The organism is Streptomyces sp. NPDC017202, from assembly GCF_044331705.1.
Taxonomy (GTDB): domain Bacteria; phylum Actinomycetota; class Actinomycetes; order Streptomycetales; family Streptomycetaceae; genus Streptomyces.
The window spans coordinates 69,670-87,103 of sequence record NZ_JBIRNP010000014.1 but is presented as its reverse complement, the minus strand read 5'-3'; the positions used below and the strand labels follow the sequence as shown (position 1 = coordinate 87,103).

Annotated in this window: 15 protein-coding genes; 7 read left to right on the top strand and 8 right to left on the bottom strand. The window is 69.7% G+C overall.

Features of this window, described 5'->3' with window-relative positions:
* Positions 1-62 precede the first annotated feature (62 nt).
* Positions 63-1,016 (top strand): helix-turn-helix domain-containing protein, encoded by a 954-nt coding sequence (locus ACH4N1_RS24830; protein ID WP_398100266.1) that lies wholly within the window; start codon positions 63-65, stop codon positions 1,014-1,016.
* Positions 1,013-1,228, top strand: a complete 216-nt coding sequence (locus tag ACH4N1_RS24825) for a DUF397 domain-containing protein (RefSeq protein ID WP_398100189.1) — start codon at positions 1,013-1,015, stop codon at positions 1,226-1,228. Before ACH4N1_RS24830 ends, ACH4N1_RS24825 begins: the two co-directional genes overlap by 4 nt.
* Before the next feature lie 87 nt (positions 1,229-1,315).
* Here the strand turns inward: ACH4N1_RS24825 and ACH4N1_RS24820 are convergent, their stop codons facing one another.
* The 5 genes from ACH4N1_RS24820 to ACH4N1_RS24800 are packed head-to-tail and all read right to left on the bottom strand — an operon-like array spanning position 1,316 to position 10,320.
* Entirely contained in the window at positions 1,316-2,098 is a 783-nt protein-coding gene (locus tag ACH4N1_RS24820) for a hypothetical protein (RefSeq protein ID WP_398100187.1), read from the bottom strand.
* 36 nt (positions 2,099-2,134) lie between these two features.
* The gene (locus tag ACH4N1_RS24815; RefSeq protein WP_398100186.1) at positions 2,135-5,410 is read right to left on the bottom strand and encodes a type I restriction endonuclease subunit R; all 3,276 of its coding nucleotides are present in this window, start codon (positions 5,408-5,410) and stop codon (positions 2,135-2,137) included.
* Positions 5,407-6,540: a restriction endonuclease subunit S gene (locus tag ACH4N1_RS24810; RefSeq protein ID WP_398100185.1), complete on the bottom strand. Its 1,134-nt coding sequence runs from the start codon at positions 6,538-6,540 to the stop codon at positions 5,407-5,409. The genes ACH4N1_RS24815 and ACH4N1_RS24810 overlap by 4 nt, the downstream gene beginning before the upstream one ends.
* Positions 6,537-8,156, bottom strand: a complete 1,620-nt coding sequence (locus tag ACH4N1_RS24805) for a type I restriction-modification system subunit M (RefSeq protein ID WP_398100183.1) — start codon at positions 8,154-8,156, stop codon at positions 6,537-6,539. Before ACH4N1_RS24805 ends, ACH4N1_RS24810 begins: the two co-directional genes overlap by 4 nt.
* A 22-nt stretch (positions 8,157-8,178) precedes the next feature.
* A complete protein-coding gene (locus ACH4N1_RS24800) occupies positions 8,179-10,320 on the bottom strand; it encodes a hypothetical protein (RefSeq protein WP_398100182.1) in 2,142 nt (713 codons plus the stop codon).
* 224 nt (positions 10,321-10,544) lie between these two features.
* Here ACH4N1_RS24800 and ACH4N1_RS24795 point away from each other — a divergent pair, with 224 nt between their 5' ends.
* From ACH4N1_RS24795 to ACH4N1_RS24775, 5 genes are all read left to right on the top strand, one after another.
* Positions 10,545-11,183 carry a hypothetical protein gene (locus ACH4N1_RS24795; protein WP_398100180.1) on the top strand — a complete coding sequence of 213 codons (639 nt, stop codon included), beginning with the start codon at positions 10,545-10,547 and terminating at the stop codon, positions 11,181-11,183.
* A 138-nt stretch (positions 11,184-11,321) separates the two neighbouring features.
* Entirely contained in the window at positions 11,322-11,957 is a 636-nt protein-coding gene (locus ACH4N1_RS24790; RefSeq protein ID WP_398100178.1) for a hypothetical protein, read from the top strand.
* An 87-nt stretch (positions 11,958-12,044) separates the two neighbouring features.
* The gene (locus ACH4N1_RS24785; protein WP_398100177.1) at positions 12,045-12,623 is read left to right on the top strand and encodes a hypothetical protein; all 579 of its coding nucleotides are present in this window, start codon (positions 12,045-12,047) and stop codon (positions 12,621-12,623) included.
* Positions 12,624-12,771: 148 nt separating this feature from the next.
* On the top strand, positions 12,772-13,785 hold the full coding sequence (locus ACH4N1_RS24780) for an EcsC family protein (RefSeq protein WP_398100175.1): 1,014 nt from the start codon (positions 12,772-12,774) through the stop codon (positions 13,783-13,785).
* A 272-nt stretch (positions 13,786-14,057) separates the two neighbouring features.
* Entirely contained in the window at positions 14,058-14,876 is an 819-nt protein-coding gene (locus ACH4N1_RS24775; RefSeq protein WP_398100173.1) for an SAM-dependent methyltransferase, read from the top strand.
* A 44-nt stretch (positions 14,877-14,920) separates the two neighbouring features.
* Here the strand turns inward: ACH4N1_RS24775 and ACH4N1_RS24770 are convergent, their stop codons facing one another.
* Genes ACH4N1_RS24770 through ACH4N1_RS24760 form a run of 3 tightly spaced genes read right to left on the bottom strand, consistent with a single transcriptional unit; the run spans position 14,921 to position 17,410 of the window.
* Positions 14,921-15,568, bottom strand: coding sequence for a thymidine kinase (locus tag ACH4N1_RS24770; RefSeq protein ID WP_398100172.1), 648 nt, complete (start codon positions 15,566-15,568; stop codon positions 14,921-14,923).
* Positions 15,569-15,623: 55 nt separating this feature from the next.
* Positions 15,624-16,814 (bottom strand): alkaline phosphatase family protein, encoded by a 1,191-nt coding sequence (locus ACH4N1_RS24765; protein ID WP_398100170.1) that lies wholly within the window; start codon positions 16,812-16,814, stop codon positions 15,624-15,626.
* A complete protein-coding gene (locus ACH4N1_RS24760) occupies positions 16,814-17,410 on the bottom strand; it encodes a DUF5998 family protein (protein WP_398100264.1) in 597 nt (198 codons plus the stop codon). The genes ACH4N1_RS24765 and ACH4N1_RS24760 overlap by 1 nt, the downstream gene beginning before the upstream one ends.
* Positions 17,411-17,434: the final 24 nt, after the last annotated feature.

Genomic DNA, 17,434 nt, shown 5'->3' with positions numbered 1-17,434 from the left:
GAGCTGCGCGCCGTGACGGCGTTCCTTGCGGGGGCGTTGAGCGAGAGAAGGCGGTGGTGGACATGGCGGAGCGCGCGGGTACGGAGGCCGGGGCCGAGGTGGTTCCCGGGGAGCGTGAGCACGGCGAAGGCAACGGCGGCGGTGCGGGAGCGGCGGTCGTGAGTCTCGGTGACGGGTGGGAGAACGACAGCGGGGCCCGGCGGCGGCCGGAGGACGAGGCCGGACGGGGTGTCGTGGTCGCGTTCGGACAGACCATGAAGACGCTGCGGGTGCGGGAGGGGCTGGAACGCGAGGAGTTCGGGAGGCGGATCGGGTACTCGGCGTCCACGGTCGCGTCGTTCGAGCAGGGGCGGAGGATTCCGACACCCCGGACGATCGAGCGGGCGGACGAGGTGCTGGGGGCGGGCGGGTTGCTGTGCCTGTGGAAGGAGCAGGTGGAGCGGGCGCAGTATCCGGTGTTCTTTCAGGGGATGGCGGTGCTGGAGAAGGAGGCCGTTGAGCTGGTCGCCTACGACACCCTGGTGGTCAAAGGGCTGCTTCAGACCGAGGAGTACATGAGGGCGCTGCTCGCCATGAGGCGACCGCCCCTGGACGAGGAGACCATCGAGCAGCGAGTGACGGCACGGTTGGCCCGGCGGGACATCTTCGATCGTCGGCCTGCCCCACTACTGAGTTTCGTCCTCGACGAAGCAATCCTGCGGCGCCCTTACGGAGGCACGTCCGTGCTGCGCGGGCAGTTGGAGCACCTGCTGCTGATCGGGCAGAGGCGCAACGTCGAGATCCAGATCATGCCGGTCAACCGTGAGGACAATGCTGGCGTGAACGGACCGTTCACCGTTGTGACTCGGAAGGACGGCAAGAAATTCGTGTACGCCGAGGCACAAGGAATCGGCTCTCTACAGACCGACCCGGAGCAAGGGGTTCTAGCCGCCGCCCGTTATGGGATTATCCGATCACAGGCTCTCAGTCCGCGAGAGTCACTGGAGCTCATCGAAGGGTTGCTGGGATCGCTATGAACAACGCTGAGTCCTCGACCGTCGCCTCCGACCTCGCTTGGTTCAAGAGCAGCTACAGCGGAACCGAGGGCGGTGATTGTGTAGAGGTCGCCCCTGCTACGGCGGTTGTGCACGTCCGGGACTCGAAGGCTGAGGCCGGTCCCCTGCTCACAGTCTCGCGTGACGCGTGGGCGGGATTCGTCGGGTTGGCCTCGTCGGAGCGGCGCATCTGACGCTCGTACGGTCGTGAGGGTCTTGCCGACCGGAACTCTGGTCGGCAAGACCCTCCTTGTACCTGTTGTCCTGCTCCTAGGTGGGGCCTACTGGGTGCCGAGCCAGCTTTCGAACAGCATGAGATGTTCGCCCACGGCGCCCAATGAGGAAGGACTGTTCTCGTACTGCTTAGAGAGCGCCACTTCATAGACCTCGTACGCCGCTTCCGCCTCCCTGCCGGCAGCGTCCACGGCCGCGAGCGTCTCAAGCGCTTCCTTGATGTTCCCGTTCTCGGCGCTGGTCACGAGCCTGGGACAGAGCTCCTCGGCGATGTACTCGCACAACTCCATGAGATGCCGCCCCGCGCGGGTCGCCCGGTCTCGGATGACGTCCGTTCGTGCTTCGTGAAGGGCATCGTCAAGGTCGGCCTCGTCATCTTCGTCGCACCAGATGTGCCGTGCGGACGCCTCTCGTTCTTCAAGTTCCCGTTGAGAGTCACGCAGCAGCTCTTCCCAGGTGAGGGTGGGATGCGCTGACTCTTCGGCGGACAACTCCGGCAACGTCTCAATCTCCGCCGGATCCGGAAGCGTTGTGCCGTCTCCGTCTCGGAGCGCTCGGAGCAGGAGGGCCTGGCGAAGTACGGGCAGCAGCCTGTCGCCGTTAGTGGCTCCGCGAATCTCGTACGTCGAGCGCTGCACAGCTGAGTAGTCGCAGTCCGCGATGTACCCGTCAAGCTCCCATCTGAGCTCAGAGACGGAGGGAGAAATATGCCGAATCTCATCGAGCAGTTCCTCGCAGGCGTCCCACAGACGCTCGGTGATCCGGCGCACCTCCTCCGCCTCACGCACCTGCCGCTCCAGTTTGGCAACAAGCTCGGCTAGCTCACTCACAGTAACCCCCAAGATCAGACGTCCGTTGGAACCACTTCAGTCGTTCGGCGTACCGTTTACGGACCACTCGTTGGCGAAGTGTTCCATCTGGCGGAGGACCAGGTCGATGGCCTCCTTCTGCTGGTCCGGCGGGTAGTTGTTGCGGGCCAGGAGGCGCTTGATAGTGCTGCGCAGGCGGGCGCGGACGGACTCACGGGCGATCCAGTCGGGCTTGAGCTGGCGGCGGACCTCGGCGACGAGTTCGCGGGCGATGCCGGCCAGGACCTCGTCGCCCATCAGGGAACGGGCCGTACCGTGGTCGGCGACGGCGTCGTAGAAGGCGAGTTCGCGCCAGTTCAGGGGCGGGTCGAACTTCTCGCCCCGGTTGGCGTCGGCCATGACGTCCTTGGCCATCTCGACCAGCTTGGCGATGAGTTCGGCGCTGGTGTACTGCTGGCGCATGTAGCGCACCATCAGGTCCTGGAGGCGCTCGGAGAACGTCGTCTGCCGGACGATGTTGTGCCGGGTGACCTCGCGCATCTTCCGCTCGACGAGCCTCCGCAGCGCCTCGGCCGCCAGGTGCGGGGTGTCGCTCTGCTGGAGCTGGGCGACGAGTGCGTCGGTGAGGTGGGTGAGGTCGGCGGTCTCCAGTCCGGCCTCGGCGAACAGGTCCGTCACTCCACCCGTCTCCACCACGGACGACGTGAGCTGGGAGAGGTACAGCTCGACGTCGCGGGCCACGGGGAGGCCGCGTGCCTCGCGCTCCATGGCGTCCAGCTTGGCCATGTAGGCGCGGACCTCGACGAAGAACTGGATGTGCCGCTTCCAGGCCGGCGCGTCCGCGAACCGCTCCCCCACCTCCTTCGAGCTGCCCGCCAGCGCCCAGAAGCGCTCCAGCCGGTAGGCGTGGTCGCGGAAACGGCGGCCCAGGGTCTGGCGCGGGTCGTCGAGCAGGTCGGGGTTGTTGCCCTTGGTGCGGGGATCGCGCAGGTGGTTGGCGGTCTTCAGGGCCGCGTCGACGAAGGCACGGGGGCCGGGGCGGTCGAGCAGGGGTTCCCACTCGAAGCCGCGCAGGATGCCGGTGAGGATGTCGTACTCGTTGCGCAGCTCGTCCAGCGCGCGCTCGACGTCCTGGCCGAGGGTGCGGTCGCGCTGGTCGGCCTCGGTGTACTCGGCGATGGCCCGCTGGAGGTTCTCCGTCAGCGGGGCGTAGCCGACGAGGAGGCCGTCCTCCTTGCCGCGGAAGCGGCGGTTGACGCGAGCCAGGGCCTGCATCAGATTGGCGCCCTTGAGCGGCCGGTCCAGGTACATGGTGTGGATCGGCGGGGCGTCGAAGCCGGTCAGCAGCATGTTGTTGACGATGAGCAGTTCCAGCTCGTCGTCGGGGTTCTTGGCCCGGTTGATGACGGCCTTGCGGCGGCTGTCGGTCAGCGCGTGGTCGAGCAGGGCGTCCGAGTCCTTGCGGGAGTTCGACGAGAAGACGATCTTCATCGTGCCCTTCTCGAACTCGTCGCTGTGCCACTCGGGACGCAGCTCGCGTAGGGCGTCGTAGACGCGGACGCAGATCTCGCGGGTCGCGCACACCACCATCGCCTTGCCGGGCGCCCCGCCCGACTCGGAGGCACCGACGAACGGCTTCATCCGCTTCCGGCGTGCCTCCCAGTGCTCCACCAGGTCGGCCGCGAGGTCCCGTATCCGGGCCGGGGCGCCGTACATGGCGTTCATCGTCGCCACGGCCTGTTCGACACGGCGGCGCTCGGTGTCGTCGAGGCCGTCGGTGATGCGGTCGGCCTCCTCGTCGATGGTGGTCGGGTCGACGTCGCGGTCCAGGACGAGCTGAATCACGCGGCTCTCGTGGTAAACCTTCACGGTCGCGCCGTCGTCGGCGGCCCGCTTGAGGTCGTAGACGTCGATGTAGTCGCCGAACACCTCGCGGGTGTTGCGGTCGGCCTCCGAGATCGGCGTTCCGGTGAAGGCGAGCAGTGTGGCGTGCGGGAGCGCGTCGCGCAGGTGGCGGGCGAGGCCGTTGAGGTCGTCGTAGTGGCTGCGGTGCGCCTCGTCGACGATGACGACGATGTTCCGGCGGTCGGAGAGCATCGGGTGGTCGGTGCCCGACTCCCGCTCCTCCTTGGTCCTGCCGAACTTCTGGAGCGTGGTGAAGAGGATCCCTCCCGTCCTCTTCGCCGCGAGCTCCTCCCGGAGTTCGGCGCGGGTGACGACCTGCTTCGGCGTCTCCGGGAGGATCTCGCTCTCCTGGAACGTCGAGTAGAGCTGGTCGTCGAGGTCCGTGCGGTCGGTGACGACCACGACGGTGGGGTTCAGCAGGGCCGGGTCCCGCATCACCATGGTCGTGGTGAGGACCATCTCCTCCGACTTGCCCGACCCCTGGGTGTGCCAGACGACGCCGGCCTTGCCGTCGCTCGCCGAGGCCGTGCGGACGGCGTCGGCGGCGCGGGTGACCGCGTGGTACTGGTGCGGCTTCGCGATCCGCTTCATCCGCTTGGACGGGACGAAGTTGATGAAGGAGTGGACCAGTTCGAGGAAGCGGGACTGGGTGAACAGGCCGTGCAGCGCCAGGTTCTGCCCCGACTCCGAGAAGCCGTCGGCGGTCAGCGGGTCGACGCGGGCGCCGAACTCGTCCGTGTTCCACGGGGCGAAGTGCTCGTACGGAGTGAACGGCGTGCCGTACTTCGCGGTGATGCCGTCGGAGAGCAGGACGACCGTGTTGTAGCGGAAGGCGGTCGGGAACTCCTGGACGTACCGCGCCACCTGGGCGTGGGCGGTCTGGAGCGTCGCGTCCTCGTCGCCGGCGCGCTTCAGCTCGATGGCGGCGAGGGGCAGGCCGTTGACGTACAGGATGACGTCGAAGCGGCGGTTCCTGTCGCCGTCGATCACCGTGACCTGGTTGAGGGCGCGGTAGGTGTTCGCGTCCGGGTCGTCCAGGTCGAGGAGGCGGATGGTGGGGTTGTGCTCGGCGCCGTGGGAGTCGGTGTAGGTGACCGAGCGTATGCCGGTGGTGAGGTGGCGGTGGGCGGCCCGGTTCTCCTCGTAGGTGTCCTGGGAGCCGGGGGTGGCAGCGGTCGTCACGGCATCGTGGACGGCGTCCGGAGGCAGCTCCGGGTTCAGGCGCTCGATCGCCTCCTGGAGGTCCGGGTAGAGGATCAGGTCGTCCCAGGACTTGCGGTGCCCGGAGCCGGGCGCGAACTCGTTGCCGGAGGCCGACTGCCAGGCCAACTCGGCTAGCTCGTCGAGGGCGAGCAGCTCCCAGTCGGCTTCGGTGGGGCGACTGTGGGTTCTGTCGTGGGGCTCGGTTCCACCGTAGGGCATCGTCATGTGGCGTCCTCGACAATCTTCTCGGCGTCCTTGACGCGGAGGCGGCCGGACATGAGTTGGGGGAGGAGAGTGTTACGGAGGGTGGCAAGGGCGCGGTTCTCCTCCTCGCGGGTGCGCTGCAGCCGGAAGAGGTCGCGCACCTCGGTCGTGAAGTTCCGCATGGCGTCCGTTGCCGGAATCCGAAGTAGCTGCGATTGAGCCCTGTCCCGGTTGAGGCCCGGCACAGCGGAGTCGGAGTTCATGTGCTCCAGCCCAAGGCTCCTCAGGGCGAAATATAGGTACTCCAAGGACGCCCTGCCGTTCTTACACTCCACGTAGAAGGTGGTGTCGATGGGGAAGAAATCCACCTCTGACCAGTAAACGGACCCGACGGTCCCCTTGCGGCCGACGATGATTCCCGGCCCCTTCACCAAGGGCTCGTCATGAGAGCCGCTGATACCCCCGCTGCCGAAAACAGGAATCTCACCCGCAATACGGCGTGCCGCGGGAAGAGACTTCCCGTACTTGAGTTCGGCCAGGTCGCCTACGGTCACCTCTTCATCGGCCGATCCACGGAGAAGCCGGAACTTAGCCGAGCACAACTCCAGGGCCGTGGTCGCGATGCGCTCGTTGACGGCAATCTTGTCGTCCAGTGCTCCCAGCACAGAGCCGATTCGCCGCTGTTCTACGACGTCCGGTACCAGTGGAATGCGCAGGTCGCGCACCTGGGCTACACGCAAGTGGGCCACGGTCGACCCCGAGGCTTGAGAGTGCAGGAGTTCTTGAACGGCGGGACTCAAGAGGAAGTAGTGGAGAAAACGGGAGTCGGAACGCTGCTCGTTCGGCCGTAGCAGCATAGTCCGCTGCCCAAGACAGAGGCGCATCCCATCTTCGACACGGCCGACTCGCCCCACGGGGGCCTCGCGGGTGAGAACGATGTCTCCCACTTTCGGCACCGCGCGAGCTGTCCACGTGGCAAAGGTCTCACCATTCACCGGCTTGGCATCCGATAGCCGGATACGTCCGTCAATGATATTAGGAGTGCCAATGGCAAATCCCGCGATCTCTTCGCCGGGAGTGGCCTCGGGCGGCGTACGGTTTTTGCAGTCCACGACCAGGTCGCAGAGGCCGGCAAGGGTCAGAACCGTCATCGGACGTCCTCCAACTGCTCGCGCACCATCTTCTCCAGTTCTGCCGACTTGTCGAACAACTCGTACAGCTCCTCAGTCAGCTTGCTGATCCGCTCAGCGACAGCCTCCGCGTCCTCTTCCTCCGCCTCCACGGCCCCCACGTACCGGCCCGGCGTCAGCACATACCCGTGCTCCCGCACCTTCTCCAAGTCGGCCGAGTAGCAGAAGCCCGGCACGTCCTTGTAGGTCAGCCCCGCCTCGCGCGCCGACGCCGTACCGCGCCACGCGTGATAAGCGTCGGCAATCTTCCCAAGGTCGGCCTCTGCGAAAATGCGTTCCGTACGGTCGGCCATCTCGCCCATCGTCCGAGCGTCGATGAACAAGATCTCGCCCCGCCGGTCATCCAACCGCCGCGCCCCCTGCGGCGACTTGTCCTTGGACAGGAACCAAAGGCATGCCGGGATCTGCGTCGTCCGGAAAAGCTGCGAAGGCAACGCCACCATGCACGCCACCAGATCGGCTTCGATCAGGGCCCGCCTGATCTCGCCCTCGCCACTGGACTGGGAGCTCATCGAGCCGTTCGCCAGGACGATGCCCGCCGTTCCCCTCTCCCCCAGCTTGGAGATCATGTGCTGGAGCCACGCATAGTTGGCGTTGTTCTTCGGCGGAACCCCGTACTTCCAACGCGGATCGGTCTCGTCCCGCGCCCAGTCCTTGATGTTGAAGGGCGGGTTGGCCATCACGAAGTCGGCCTTGAGGTCCGGGTGCTTGTCGTCGGCGAAGGTGTCGCCCCAGCGGGCGGCGAGGTTGCCGTCGATGCCGTGGATGGCGAGGTTCATCTTGCCCAGGCGCCAGGTGCGCTCGTTGAGCTCCTGACCGTAGACGGAGATGTCGGTCTTGTGGCCGCGCCCCCGGTGCGCCTCGATGAACTTGGCCGCCTGCACGAACATGCCGCCCGACCCACACGCCGGGTCGTACACCCGCCCCTCGTACGGCTCCAGGATTTCCACGATGAGCCGGACGACGGAGCTCGGCGTGTAGAACTCGCCGCCCCGCTTGCCCTCCGCCCGCGCGAAGTTGCCGAGGAAGTACTCGTAGACCTCACCGAGCAGGTCCTGGGCCGGCTTGTCCCCGCTGCCGCCGAAGCGCGCGTCGCTGATGAGGTCGACGAGTTCACCGAGGCGCTTCTGGTCGACGCGGTCCTGGTTGAAGATCTTGGGGAGGACGCCGGTGAGGGCGGCGTTCTCCCGCATAATGGCGTCCATCGCCTCGTCCAAAAGCTTGCCGACGCCCTGGGCCTTGGCGTTGGCGGCGATCCAGGACCAGCGGGCGGTCTCCGGGACCCAGAAGACGTGGGCGCCGGTGTACTCGTCGCGGTCCTCCAGGAAGTCGGCGATCTGCTCCTCGGAGATGCCGTCCTCGGCGAGTTCCTTGGCGAGCTCGTTGCGGCGCTCCTCGAAGGCGTCGGAGACGTACTTCAGGAAGATCAGGCCGAGGACGAACTCCTTGTACTGGGCGGCGTCGATGGAGCCGCGCAGCTTGTCGGCCGCCTTCCAGAGGATGTCCTGGATCTCCTTGGCGGTGGAGGCGCTGAACAGCTCCGCCTGGTCGGCGGGCTTGCCTTTGCTTGCAGCCATCAGGTGGCCGTCTCCTTCGGTTTCAGTGGGCGTCGGTGTGCGGAAGTGGCTGGATGGTGAGCGTGCCGTCGGCCATGCCGGCCGCCATCACGCGGGTCAGGTCGTCGAGCGCGGCGCTCTGCTCGCGCAGCAGCGCCGCCCGGGACTCGATCTCGGTGAGGACGGCCTCGTACAGGTCGGCCTCGGCGCTGCTCAGGTCGGGAATCACCAGGTCCTCGATGCGGCGGGAGGCGCGCACGGCGCCGCTGGTGCGGGCGTGCTCCCCCGCCGCCGCCCGCAGCAGCGCCGCCAGCACCCGGGGTCGTACCGGCGGGTCCGCGTCGGGATGCACGCGCAGGATGCGAGCCGGGGCCGCGACCAGCGAGACGCCCTCCGTGTCGACGTACACGCCGAAGTGCGGGTGGGCGGTGACGACGAGGTCCCCGGGTTCGGTGAACTGGGCGTGCTCGTAGGCCGTGAGGAGGATGCCCCGGTCGATGCGGCGGCCGCCGACGCGGGCGGTGCCGAGGATCTCCTCGGGGGTGAGGACCGTGTAGTGGCCCTCGGGGGTGAGGTGTTCGGGGGCGAAGCGGTGGCCGGGGCGGCGGCGCAGGCGGCGGGCGCGCAGGAGGCGGCCGACGGACGTACGGCGTACCGGCTGGTTCTCCGGGCGCAGTTCCGCCTGGGCGTGCAGCCGGAGTTCGCCGGCACGCGCACGTTCGTGGAGCTCGCCCAGGCGACGTTCCAGGTCCGCGATGACCGCCGGACGTTCCACCACCGTCCGCAGGTGCCGGGACGCGGGCGTGCGGTGCTGCGGGGTGAACGCGGCACCGGGACTGCCGTCCAGGTCGGTGCCGTGGACGATGGCGGCGTGGCGCGGTTCGTGACGCCGGTCGGAGGTCCATCCCGAGGCACGCCAGATGGCGATGTCCTCGGCGAGCGCGTCGAGGACGGGCTCGGTCAGCGGCCTGGCGGAGTAGTCCGCGAGGAGAACGAGACCCGTGCGCTGCTCCTCGGGGACGCGGGCGAGGACCCAGACCGCCGTGCGGTAGCCGGGGCGGTAGGCGTAGGCGCCGTCGGGGAGGCTGATCGCCGCCTTGAGTAAACCGGGCTTGAGGAAGGAGCGGCGCAGGCGGTCGGCGTCGCCGTGCCGGGCGAGGGGGCCGGTGAGGACGTCGGCGGGGCCGAGGACGACGGCGGTGGCTCCGGTGTCGAGGTAGTCGGTGAGGGCGGCGACCTGGTCCAGGACCGTCTTCGCGTCGCGGGTCTCGGCGGCCTCGTATGGCAGCGCGCAGACGAGGAGGTGCGGGTAGCCCCACTCGTCGGCGGTCAGTTCCTCGCCCTCGACGACGTCGAGGCGGAACTCGTACACCCCGCGCACCAGCATCCGCCGGCGGACCAGGCGCACCCGGGCCGGGTCGGGGTCGGCGGCGAGGTAGACGTGGCCGGAGTCCTCGGCGGCGCGGTCGTGGAGGGCTGCCGGGAGGTCACCGGAGCAGGCGTGCGGGACGGCGATCACCGCGCCCTCGTCGAGGGTGTCGACACCGGAGAGCGCGGCGAGGGCGCGGACCACGGCCGGAGTGGGCCCGTCGGTGGCCGGGTCGTGGGAGCCGAGGCGGTGGCGGGCCTGGAGGATCCAGTCGAAGGCCTCGGCGGGGTTGTAGGCGGCGTCGATCAGTTCGTCGGCGAGGTGGGCGAGGGCCGGGCCGGTGCGGTCGGGATCGGGCAGGGCCCGCAGTTCGGCGAGGAGGAAGCGGTCGTCGGGGTCGAGGTCGGCGGCCCGCTCCAGGAGCGTGCGCCAGGGGCGGCCGTCGGCGACGGGGGCGTCGAGCTGCTGGTGCAGGCAGACTAGGGAGGTCAGCGCGCCGAGCAGGACGGACGCGGACAGGACCGGGGTGCGCCAGGCGGCCAGGGTGTGCAGGGCGAGCTCGGCGCGGAGCCGGCGGGAGTCGGTGTTGCCGCGGCCGGTGGAGGCGAGCCAGTCGACGACCGCGCGGGCGTCGAACAGGGGACGTCCGTCCTCGTGGGCGACGGGCGCGGGGAAGTCGGGGTGGCGGCGGGCCCAGGTGGTGGGGACCGGGCGCTTGACCTGGGCGAGGGCGGCGATCTCGGCGTACGTGATCCGCCAGGCCGGGGATTCGGGCAGGATGACGGAGGGCGTCTTCGCGGTCGTGTGCGTCGTCATCGGACGTGTCCCCCCTCTCCCCCGGGTCACCGAGGCCGGCTTCCTCGACTCGCTGTCCACCCCTCTTCCGTGGGGCGGACGTCAGCAATCTATAGCGAGGCCGGAAGACGGACAGAAATCCATCTGATAATACGGGTTATCAGCGATCTCCTCACCGCATCACCGGAACGGCGGGCACCTTGTGACCAGCAAGCGCCACGACGCCGAACCGGAGGACCACCCCGATGAGCCACCCGCCCTCGACCCCGCCCAGCACCCCGCAGCCCGCCGGCTCCGGGAACGCGCCGAGCTGGGGCGCCGTACCGCCGATGCCGGTCCCGCCGGCCGGGGCCGGGCAGCCTCCGGCGGGCATGCCCGCGGGGCCGAAGCCCTCGCGCCGCAAGGCCTGGCTCACCCACGGAGCGACCGCGCTCGTCGCCCTCGTGATCGGCGCGGGCATCGGCGGGGACGGGGAGTCCGGCGGCAAGGACGACTCCGCCGCTCCCGCCCCGGCCGTCACCGTCACCGAGACCGCGGCCGCGGCCGTGCCCGCCGAGGCCGGCGAACCGGAGCCGGCCGTCACGGTCACCGAGAAGGTCACGGTCACGCCGAAGCCCGCCAAGAAGCCCGGAGCGCCCACCACGGTCGAGGGCGACGGCCAGTACCTCGTCGGCGAGGACATGCAGGCCGGCACCTACAAGACCGCCGGACCCGACAAGGGCAGCGTCATCGAGAACTGCTACTGGGCGCGCACCAAGAACGCCTCCGGGGAGTTCGACGCCATCATCGCCAACGCGAACCTCCAGGGTCAGGGCCGGGTGACGGTCAACAAGGGCGAGTACTTCGAGACCAACGGCTGCCAGGAGTGGACCAAGGTCGGCTGACCGGCCGCCGCACACGCCGCCGCCGCGCTCGTGGGGGGACGCGGCGGACCCGGGGCGGGCGGTCCGCCGAGAACGGACCGCCCGCCCCTCCCCCCCCCTCTTCCGCCACCCGTTCGATGTGAACAGGAGGGTCCGTCGATGGGCCGCCGTTCCCCGCTCGCCCACGCGCCCCGCCCCGCTCTCCGGGGTCCCCGGCAAGTCCACTTCGACGGCGCGGTCAAGGCCGCCGCCCGGACGCCGGTCGTCCTCGCCACGGACGCCTCCGTCGCCGGCGACAAGGTCGGCACCGGCTACCTCGCCACCACCGGCGAGACCGGACTGCGCGCCCACGCCTACCCGCAGTACCTCACCACGCCCCGCGTCCGCGTCGTCGTCACCGAACTCCGGGCCGTGTACTGGGGACTGAGGCGGATCCTCACGGCGCACCCCAGACGGCCCGTCGAGGTGCGCGTCGACAACCTCGACGCCCTGGACCTCCTGCACGAGTGGCAGGGCGGCGGCTACCGGATGCCGGACGGCTACGGGACCCGGCTGCGCTCGCAGGGCCGCACGCCCAGCCTCGTCAAGCTGCAGATGTACGCCGAGTACACGCCCGGCTTGACCTTCGTCCACGAGAAGGCCCACGTCGGCAACCCGCTCAACGAGGCCGCCGACTCCCTGGCCAAGCTCGGCCTGCGCTCCCTGCGCGGCAGGGTGCCGGCGGCCGAGATACCCCGGCTGGTCCCGCTCTGGGCGAACGGGGCGCTGGCCGAGTACCGGCGGGGCCGGGGCTGAGCCCCGTATCCGCTCGCCGCGCCCTCCGTCCGTCACATCTCCGTTCCTCCACGCCTCCGCACCTCGATACCGAGAGGTAGTTCCGCGATGTCCTCCCCCGAGCAGCAGCCGCACACCCCTCCCCCGGCCACGGCTCCCGGGACGGGCCAGGAAACGGCCGAGGAGCCGGCGCCCGCGCTCGCCGAGCCGTTCCCCGCCCTGCCCGACCACCCGCCGGCCGCGTCCGCCTCCCGCTGGTCGCGGCTGTCGCGCGGCGCCGTCCTCGCGATCGGCGCCGGACTCGGAGCCGCCGTGGTGGGCGCCTGCTGGGCGGGGGTGTCGTTGGCCGACGGCTCGGAAGAGACGTTCGGCACCGACGGGACGCTCACCGTCACCGGGATCGGCGCGGGGCTCGACTCCGGCGACCTGTGCACCGGAACGGACGGCTACTCCGACATCGACTTCGGGGCCCAGGTCAGCGTCACCGACGCCGCCGGGACCCTCGTCGCCAAGGGCAGTCTGGGCATCGGTCAGAAGACCGATCTGGGCTGCGAGTTCCCCTTCACGGTCGACGACATCACGCCGGGCTCGAAGTTCTACACGGTCGAGGTCTCCCACCGCGGCGGTCTCACCCAGACCGAGGACGAACTGCGCGCGGGCGGCCTCGCGTTCACCCTCGGCGACTGAACGGCCGAACGACTCGAGATGACTTTTCCGTATCTTTCCCGTGCATCCCCACCTCTTCAGAACCTGCCACTGGACGATGTGCTTCACCGCCGTGTCGGCCCGCAGGACACCGTGGGCCCAGCGATCACCGTCGAAATGGAGAACCTCAGTGACCACTTACGCCGACCCGCTCGTCGACGGCACGCCCCCGATGAGCGAGTACGAGAGGCAGGTGTGGGACGCGCTCAACGAACACTGGCAGCGCCGCAACGACCGCCGCAGTCTGCCGAACTGGGCGAGCAGTGCGCTCAGTCGCACCGGTGAGGTCACGGGAAACGCCGCGCGACGCGTCAGGAACGCCGTGCCGGACGCGGTCGCGGAACCGGTCCGTCGCGCGGGCGACGCGGTCGCCGACACGGCCCTGCGGCCGGCGCTCGCAAGTGCGGCGGCGTTGCTCGAGCTGGTCAACGACAAGGCCACGGATCTCAACGACCCGAAGAACGTCGAGGAGATCGCCCGCAAGCAGGGTCTCGACATCGACAGTTTCACCGAACTGCGGGAGCAGGACCTCAAGGTCTGCGATCGCCTGCTGACCCGCAACACCCTCACGTGGCGGGCCGTCGGCGCGGCCGAAGGCGGTGCCATGGGCCTGCTGGCCATGGTCCCCGTCGCCGGTATCTTCACCGCGATGACGGCGGACATCCTGGTCGTCCAGGTCCTGAGCACGTCGATAGCAGCGCGCATCGCGTACTCCTACGGCTACGACGCGAAGGACCCCGAGGAGCAGGACTTCATCCAACGCCTGGTCCAGCAGTCCTTCATGGCACAGGCGGCCAAGGCCAAGCCGTTGCGTGATGTCGCGCGGGCGGCGGACGCGGTCAAGGGGCGCGTGAACTGGTCACAGAAGCTCCGCAACGACCACCGCCTCCTGGCCGCCCTCGAGAAGTTGATGAAGCAACTGGGCCCGGCCGGCTCCAGGGTTCCCGTCAAGAACGTCGCCAAGGTCGTGCCGTTCGTGGGTGTCCTCATCGGTGCCGGCATGAACTCCGCGGTCCTCGGCAGGGTGGCCGCCGAGGCCCAGCGCTACTGCCAGACCCGGTTCCTGTGCGACAAGTACGGGCTGCCGCTGCCGGCCGCACTGGCGACCGGCCAGGACGACGCCTCCCGGACCGACGTCCCGTAAGTGACGGCCGCCGGGTCCACGGTGCGGCCCCCGTGGTTCCCTCCTCCCCTCACAGACGAACGTCCGGGCTCCGTCAGGCCGTGCTTCGCCGTGCCGCTGAGACGTGCCGGCAAAGGCTCTGCCGAGAGATTCCGCGCTCCTTGTGCCGGTTCCCGTGGGACGGCAGGGCTCTCGCCTTCGGTCCCTCGGGGCCTGACGAACCGTGGGATCGCCCCGGTCGACGCTCCCGAAACCGTGGTCGGCGGTCGGAGTCACGGGAGAAGATGGCCCGTATGAAGGATGAAGGCTCCCCGATCGACCCCACCAGGCCGAGCATCGCCCGCGTCTACGACTACCTGCTCGGCGGCAAGGACAACTACGCCGTGGACCGACAGGTCGGCGACGTGTTCAAGCGTGATCTGCCCGGTTCGCTGGCGATCGCCTTCGCCAACCGCGCGGCTCTGACCCGGGCGGTCCGGGAGATCGCGACGACCACCGGCGTACGGCAGTTCATCGATCTCGGGAGTGGTCTTCCGACCGCGGACAACGTCCACCAGGTCGCGCAGCGGCACGCCCCGGAGTCCCGCGTCGTGTACGTCGACATCGACCCCCAGGTGCTGGTCCACGGGCGCGCCCTGCTGGAGGAGAACGACCGGACCCGGGTGGTCCCGGCCGACGTGCGCGACCCGGAGGCCATACGCACGCACCCGGAGACCGTGGAGCTGATCGACTTCGACCGGCCCGTCGCCGTGATGTTCAGCGCCATCCTCCACCACGTCAACGACGAGGAGGACCCGGCCGGGATCGTCCGCTACTGGCGCGACCGGGTGCCCTCCGGCAGCTACTTCTTCGTCAGCCACTTCCGTTCCGGCAACAACCCCGAGACGGAGGAGGCCGAGCGGGTCCTCCAGCAGACGTTCGGCCGCGGGCGGTGGCGCACCGACAAGGAGATCGAGGCCCTCCTGGACGGCCTGGAGATCCTCGCCCCCGGCATAGTCCCCGCGTCCCGCTGGCGGCCCGAGGTGATCGACGGTCCGTGGGGCGGCGAGGGCGAACGGGAACTCACCGTCTGGGAACGCCTCATCGCCGCCGGACTGGCCCGTAAGCCGTAGGGCGACGCCCGCCCGTCGGCCTGACGGCGACCGCGGGTGCGCGGTCAGCCGGAGTTGACCGGCAGCACGTCCGGGGACAGGACCGCCGCGCGGGCCGACGCGGCCGTCATGCGGCGGCGGTGGTGGCGCCGGCACAGGACCTCGTAGCCGACGGTGTCCGCCTGGTCCACGTCGCCGATCACGACCTGCGCGCCCTCGACGACCATCACCCCGCCGACCGTGCGGGCGTTGTGCGTGGCGCGGGCGCCGCACCAGCACAGGGCCTCGACCTGAAGGACCTCCACGCGGTCGGCCAGCTCGACGAGCCGCTGGGAGCCGGGGAACAGCTTGGAGCGGAAGTCGGTCGTGATGCCGAAGGCGTAGACGTCGATCTCCAGGTCGTCGACCACGCGCGCGAGCTGGTCTATCTGCTCCTCCGCGAGGAACTGCGCCTCGTCCGCGATCACGTAGTCGGCGCGGCCGCCGTGCGAGAGGTGGTCGACGAGGTAGCCGTACAGGTCCTGGCCGTCCTCGACCTCCACCGCGTCGGTGACCAGTCCGAGGCGGGAGGAGAGTTTGCCCTCACCCGCGCGGTCGTCGCGGGTGAAGATGATGCCCTGGAGTCCGCGCGCGGAGCGGTTGTGCTCTATCTGGAGAGCCAGCGTGGACTTCCCGCAGTCCATGGTTCCGGAGAAGAACACCAGCTCGGGCATGGGGAGTCGAGCACCTTTCGGTGGGATGTCGGTGGCGTGGTCGGGGCGACGGTCGTCAGGAGCGTACTTCGAGCAGCGGGACGAACTGCTCGGCCGGGGTCATGGAGCCGTGGTTGCCGACCATGGCCGACTCCTTCGGTTCGCGCTCCGAGGCGATGAGCAGGACGTCGTCCCGGGCGGCCGCGATCACGTCGCCGAGGCGGGCGTACACCCGCTCGTCGATGTGCGGGCCGAACCATCCCGCGGCGATCGCCTCGTCCCGCGAGGCCACCCAGAACTGCTCGCCGAGCACCTCGCGCCAGCAGGTCAGGACGTCGTCCTCGGCGCCCGGCACGGCGTAGACATGGCGGGCGCGGCCCTCGCCGCCCAGCAGGGCGACCCCGGCGCGCAGCTCCCAGTCCGCGTCGAAGTCGATGCGGTGGTCCTCGTCGAAGGGCACGTCGACCATGCCGTGGTCCGCGGTGACGTAGAGCGCGCTGCGCGGCGGGAGCTGCTCGGCGAGGCGCTGCACGAGGCGGTCGACGTACATGAGCTGGCCGCGCCAGGTGTCGGACGCGACGCCGTAGCGGTGGCCGGCGCCGTCGAGTTCGGCGTAGTACGTGTAGACCAGGGACCGGTCGCCGGCCGCGAGCTGCTCGGCCGCGAAGTCCATGCGCTCCTCGCCGGTGAGGCGCCCGTGGAACGTGCCGCCGCTGAGGGCGACCTTGGTGAGCGGGGTGTTCTGGAAGTGGGGCGAGGACACCTGTGCGGTGTGCACGCCGGCCGCGTCGGCCAGCTGGAAGACCGTGGGGTACGGCTGCCAGGCGTGCGGCGGGGTCCACGGCTGCCAGCGGAGCTGGTTCATCAGCTCGCCGGTGGCCGGGTCGCGGACGGTGTACCCGGGCAGGCCGTGCGCGCCCGGCGGGAGGCCGGTGCCGACGGAGGCGAGCGACGTCGCGGTGGTCGCCGGGTAGCCGGCGGTGAGCGGGCGCCCGGTGCCGCCGCGCGAGCCAGCGAGGAGGCTGTGCAGGTAGGGCGCCTCGTCACGGTGGGTCTTGAGCTGCTCCCAGCCGAGGCCGTCGATCAGGAAGACGCAGTTGCGGTCGGCCGGGGTGAGTTCCGCGATGGCCGCGGTCGTGCCCGGGACGCCCATGCCGGCGGCCAGCGTGGGCAGCAGGTCGGCGAGGGAGCCGGAGCCGTACTGGGGGACGGGTGCGGAGGAGACGGCGAGGGGTTCCGGGTCGTCCCAGACGGCGGGCTGGGCCATTACGCGGTCTGGTCCGCGGTCGCCTCGGAGAGGGACTGCGCGAAGACGAGGGTCTGGCGCACCGTCTCCGGGCCGTCCCCGGCCTCGCTGACGCGCAGGCTGAGGTCGTCCGCCGTCGAGCTTCCGGTGTAGCCGTGATCGGCGTCGCAGTTCGGGTCGCCGCAGGCGGCGGGCTCGAGGTCGATGCGGGAGACCGCACCCCAGCCGATCGTCAGCACGACCTCGCGCGGCAGACTGCCCGGCGTGTACGACTCCGGGTTGGCGACCACACGGCTCAGCACGACCGACGAGATCCGGCCGAGCTTCACGGACTCGGTGGACGTGGTGGCGTACGGCGTCGGGGAGGTGGAGTCGGCTGCCTGCTCGTCGGTGTGGCTGACGATGAAGCGGTTGTCGGTGAGGACCAGCACGGTCACGTGCCGGCGGACTTCGTTCTGGTCGAACGTGGTTTCCTGGTGGACCAGGTACGACCGGATGGGCTCGCCGCCCACGGCGGCCTCCACCGCCTCGGCCACGAGGGCCGGGTAGTAGCCGCTGCGCTCGATCGCCGCACGCAGCCCCTGGGTCGTCGTACTGGTCTTGGCCATGCCCTCCATCCTACGGGGACCCACTGACTGCGA